At 74.9% G+C, this 4,833-nt stretch carries 5 protein-coding genes; 3 read left to right on the top strand and 2 right to left on the bottom strand.

All coding sequences use genetic code 11. The features are described from left to right. Positions 1-447 (bottom strand): septum formation initiator family protein (locus tag K6I34_RS31860; RefSeq protein ID WP_229331418.1); only part of this gene is annotated, 447 nt, incomplete at its 3' end. Continuing rightward, a complete protein-coding gene (gene rsmH, locus K6I34_RS31855) occupies positions 444-1,403 on the bottom strand; it encodes a 16S rRNA (cytosine(1402)-N(4))-methyltransferase RsmH (protein ID WP_229331415.1) in 960 nt (319 codons plus the stop codon). The genes rsmH and K6I34_RS31860, both read right to left, overlap by 4 nt. 453 nt (positions 1,404-1,856) lie before the next feature. Here rsmH and K6I34_RS31850 point away from each other — a divergent pair, with 453 nt between their 5' ends. The 3 genes from K6I34_RS31850 to K6I34_RS31840 form a co-directional block, all read left to right on the top strand. Continuing rightward, positions 1,857-2,417, top strand: coding sequence for a carbonic anhydrase (locus K6I34_RS31850; protein ID WP_229331413.1), 561 nt, complete (start codon positions 1,857-1,859; stop codon positions 2,415-2,417). A gap of 150 nt (positions 2,418-2,567) precedes the next feature. After that, entirely contained in the window at positions 2,568-3,611 is a 1,044-nt protein-coding gene (locus K6I34_RS31845; RefSeq protein ID WP_229331411.1) for a MoxR family ATPase, read from the top strand. Beyond that, positions 3,611-4,833: DUF58 domain-containing protein (locus tag K6I34_RS31840; RefSeq protein ID WP_229331409.1), on the top strand; the 1,223-nt coding region annotated here is incomplete at its 3' end. The genes K6I34_RS31845 and K6I34_RS31840, both read left to right, overlap by 1 nt.

Raw genomic sequence — 4,833 nt, 5'->3', positions numbered from 1 at the left:
CAGGACGGGGGCGGGCACCCGGACGGTCACGGGCGCGGGGACGTTCTGCGGCCTGGTGGCGCGGCGGGGGACATAGCCCGCGGGGTCGGCGGTGGCCGGGGACGGCTCGCCGCGGACGGTGCCGTCGGGCGCGAGGAAGGCGGGGTTGCCGCCCGGCACCAGGCCCAGCTCCCGGGCGCGGCGCTCCAGCGCGTCCGGTGCGGCGAGCCGGTCGACGTCCTGCTGGAGGGCCTGCTGCTCGTCGGTCAGCTCGGTGGTCTTGCGCTGGAGCTTGGTGAGCTCGAAGGAGCCCTGGTTGAGCGCGGAGTTCAGCACCAGCAACGAGATCAGGCCGGACCCGAGCAGCACCACCACGAGGAAGACGAAGGGGGTGCGCCTGGCTCCGGCCGGACCCGTGGCCCGCAGCCTGCCCAGCCGGGACGACCGGCTGCGGGCGGCGGGCGTCACGGGGTGTCCTCCCGGATGCGCTCGGCGCCGCGCAGCCGGGCGGGGGCGGCCCGCCGGTTCTCGGCGACCTCCTCCTCGGTGGGCAGCTCCGCGCCGCGGGTGAGCAGCTTCAGCCGGGGCTGGTAGCGCTCGGGCACGACCGGCAGCCCGGGGGGCGCGGTGCTCGTGGCGCCCGCCGCGAAGACCTGCTTGACGATGCGGTCCTCCAACGACTGGTAGGACAGCACGGCGACCCGGCCGCCGACGGCGAGCGCGGCGACGGCGGCGGGGATGGCCGCCTCGACGCTGGCCAGCTCGGCGTTGACCTCGATCCGCAGGGCCTGGAAGGTGCGCTTGGCGGGGTTGCCGCCGGTGCGCTTGGCGGCCTGCGGCAGGGCGTCGCGGATGAGCTCGACGAGCCGGGCGCTGTTGGTGAAGGGCTCCTTCGCGCGCTCCCGGACGATGGCGGAGACGATGCGCTTGGCCTGCTTCTCCTCGCCGTACGCGCGCAGGATGCGCACCAGCTCGCCCGGCGGGTAGGTGTTGAGGACCTCGGCGGCGCTGATGCCCGTCGTCTGGTCCATGCGCATGTCCAGCGGGGCGTCCTGCGCGTAGGCGAAGCCGCGGTCGGCCTCGTCGAGCTGCATGGAGGAGACGCCGAGGTCGAAGAGGACGCCCTGGACCTTGGGGATGCCGAGCCGTTCGAGCACCTCGGGCAGCTCGTGGTAGACGGCGCGGACGAGGGTGGCGCGCTCACCGTACGGAGCCAGCCGCTCGCCGGCGAGGGCGAGGGCGGTGGGGTCCCGGTCGAGGGCGACGAGCCGGACCTCGGGGAACTGCTTGAGCAGGGCCTCGCTGTGGCCGCCGGCGCCGAGCGTGCAGTCGACGACCACGGCTCCGGGCTCGGCGAGTGCCGGGGCGAGCATGTCCAGGCAGCGCTGGAGCATGACGGGGACGTGTCGCGCGTTGCTGCTCATGCGCCCTTCTGATCTTCGGCTCTGCGGCGGGCCCGGCCGCGGACGCGGGCGTACGCACCGCCGGGTCCCCGCCCGCCCCGAGGGGAAGCGGCCGGACCGGCGCCGGGGAAGGGGCGTCGGGCGACCGGGGAGCGGGAGGAGGCCGGGAAGTACGTTCGCGTCGCGCGCGTGCGGGTCTGTGCGGTTCGACGGGGAGCGGATGGCCTCCCACTTCGCGCCACTTTAGTCCACTCGTCCCCTCGGTCAACCAACCGGCCAGCGCGTCCCATGGCCGCGCGCGGGGACCGGGGAGAAGGGCCGGGAGCGCGGCGGCGGCGCGCCTCCGCACGCCTCTCACCCGAATGGCCGCATGACCCGCCCTTGTGTGTCTTGACTCACAGATGGGCATGTCAGCGGCGTTTTTTACCCGTGCGGGGCGGGCCCTCGCGCTCTTGGCCGACTACCGTCGTTCCTATGCCGATACCCGCGTCCCAGCCGACGCCTCAGCGCTCCGCCGGCGGCCGTGTCCAGGAGCTGGACACCGTCACCGACCGCCTCGTTCAGGCCAACGCCGAGTACGCCGCCGCGTTCGCCGATCCCGGGATGGACGCCCGACCCGTCCTCAAGGTAGCCGTCGTCGCCTGCATGGACGCCCGGCTCGACCTGCACGCCGCGCTCGGCCTGGAGCTCGGCGACTGCCACACCATCCGCAACGCGGGCGGCGTGGTCACCGACGACATCATCCGCTCGCTGACGGTCAGCCAGCGGGCCCTCGGCACCCGTTCGGTGGTGCTCATCCACCACACCGACTGCGGGATGCTGTCCCTCACCGAGGACTTCCGGCACGAGATCGAGGCCGAGGTCGGCCAGCGCCCGGCGTGGGCGGTCGAGGCCTTCAAGGACCTCGACCAGGACGTCCGCCAGTCCATGCAGCGCGTGCGCACCTCGCCGTTCCTGCCGTACACGGACGACGTGCGGGGCTTTGTGTTCGACGTGACGACCGGCCTGCTCCGCGAGATCGACCCGCAGCGCTGAGTTATCCACAGGCGGTGACGGATGGCCGCCCGGACAGCCAGAATGCCTAGGTGGAAGCCGCCTCCGCCACGGCGGGGCGGCGTCCATGTCCAGGTGGGCCGGTCCGAATCCCCGGAAGCGGCCCCGCGCGAAGGGGCCGAGGAGGGCCGGGTGACGACCTATGAGGAGCTGGCGAGCCATGGAGGTTCCCCCGCGGGGGGCGGGCTGACGGCCACGGCCGAGCGGATCCACCGCGCGGTGGAGGGCGTGATCGAGGGCAAGCCCGAGGTCGTGCGGCTCTCGCTGACCGTGCTGCTCGCCGAGGGGCACCTGCTGATCGAGGACGTGCCGGGCGTGGGCAAGACGATGCTCGCCAAGGCGCTGGCCCGGTCGATCGACTGCTCCGTGCGGCGCATCCAGTTCACCCCGGACCTCCTCCCGTCGGACATCACGGGCGTGAGCGTCTTCGACCAGCAGCGGCGGGACTTCGAGTTCAAGCCGGGTGCGATCTTCGCCCAGCTCGTGATCGGCGACGAGATCAACCGCGCCTCGCCCAAGACCCAGTCCGCGCTGCTGGAGTCGATGGAGGAGCGCCAGGTCACCGTCGACGGGCACACCTACGAGCTGCCCGCCCCCTTCATGGTGGTGGCCACGCAGAACCCCGTCGAGATGGAGGGCACCTATCCGCTGCCCGAGGCGCAGCGCGACCGCTTCATGGCCCGGGTCTCGATGGGCTATCCGAGCCCGGAGGCCGAGCTGCGGATGCTCGGCACCCACGGCGCGGCGGCCCCGCTGGAGGACCTCCAGCCGGTCGCGCACGCCCATGACGTCCTCAAGCTGATCGAGGCGGTCCGCGCGGTGCACGTCGCCGAGCCCGTCCGGCGGTACGCGGTGGACCTGGTCACCGCCACCCGGCACCACCCCGAGCTGAGACTCGGCGCGTCGCCACGGGCGACGCTGCACCTGGTGCGCGCGGCGAAGGCCGCGGCGGCGCTGGCCGGGCGGGAGTTCGCGCTCCCCGACGACGTGCGGGCCCTGGCCGTGGCGGTGCTGGCGCACCGGCTGCTGCCCACGGCCCAGGCCCAGCTGGGCCGGCGCACCGCCGAGCAGATCGTGCTGGAGATCCTCCAGCACACCCCGGTGCCCGACCCCTCGGCACCGCACTGGCGGCAGCAGCCGCTCGGGCACCCCCAGCAGGACGCGCGGAGGCCGTGATGTCCGCGGGGGACGCGAGGGACACGAAGGAGGGGACGGGTCCTCCGGGGGCCGGCCGGGAGCGGGCGGCGGTCGGCGGCCTGTGGGCGGCGCTCGGCGGGCTGACCACCCGCGGCCGCTCCTTCCTGGCGGCGGGTGCCGCCGCCACCGCCTGTTCGTACGCGCTGGGGCAGGCCGACCTGCTGCGGGTCGGGCTGCTGCTGGTGGTGCTGCCGCTGGTGTGCGTGGCCGTGCTGCGCGGCACCCGCCACCGGGTGACGGGCAGCCGGTCGCTGTCACCTTCCCGGGTGGCCGCCGGTTCCGACACCCGCGTCCGGCTGCGGGTCGACAACGTCGCGCGGCTGCCCACCGGCCTGCTGATGCTCCAGGACCGGGTGCCGTACGTGCTGGGCCCGCGGCCGCGCTTCGTGCTGGCCCGGGTGGAGCCGGGCGGGCACCGCGAGGTGTCCTACCGCGTCCGGCCCGAGCTGCGCGGCCGCTATCCGCTGGGGCCCTTGCAGCTGCGGCTGACGGACCCGTTCGGGATGTGCGAGCTGACGCGCGGCTTCAGCGCGTTCGACACCCTGACCGTGGTGCCGCGCGTCGAGCCGCTGCCCGCCGTGCCGTTGGGCGGCGAGGCCGCGGGCCACGGTGACGGGCGGCAGCGCTCGCTCTCCCTGGCCGGTTCGGACGACATCATTCCGCGGGGTTACCGGCACGGTGACGACCTGCGCCGGGTGCACTGGCGGGCCACGGCGCGGCACGGCGAGCTGATGGTGCGCCGGGAGGAGCAGCCCCAGCGTGCCCATTGCACGGTGCTGCTCGACACCCGGGGCGTCGCCTACGCGGGCGCGGGGCCCGGCGCGCCGTTCGAGTGGGCGGTCGCGGGGGCCGCCTCCGCGGCGGTGCACCTGCTGGAGCGCGGCTTCTCGGTGCGGCTGCTCACGGACGCCGGGAGCCCGGTGCCGGGGCGGGACGGCGTGGGCGGCCTCTCCGGCGACCCGGCGGAGGCGGCGGGCCTGCTGCTGGACGCCCTGGCCGTGGTGGACCACTCCGACGGGGAGAGCCTCTCCCCCGCCCACGAGGCACTGCGCGGGGGCGGCGGAGGGCTGCTGGTGGCGTTCTTCGGCGAGCTGGACGAGCGGCAGGCGGCCGTGGCCGCACGGCTGCGCGGGCGGGGCACCACGGCGGTCGCCTTCGTGCTGGACCAGTCCGCGTGGCCGCACGACGGCCGCTCGCACGC

It is taken from the genome of Streptomyces sp. UNOC14_S4 (assembly GCF_020740835.1).
Lineage (GTDB): Bacteria > Actinomycetota > Actinomycetes > Streptomycetales > Streptomycetaceae > Streptomyces.
Note: the sequence above shows the minus strand (reverse complement) of the source record. Positions and strands in the feature narration are given on the sequence as shown.

Coding starts and splice junctions, on each gene's coding strand:
- K6I34_RS31850 (WP_229331413.1), top strand. CDS start 1,857: ATGCCGATACCCGCGTCCCAGCCGACGCCTCAGCGCTCCGCCGGCGGC.
- rsmH (WP_229331415.1), bottom strand. CDS start 1,403: ATGAGCAGCAACGCGCGACACGTCCCCGTCATGCTCCAGCGCTGCCTG.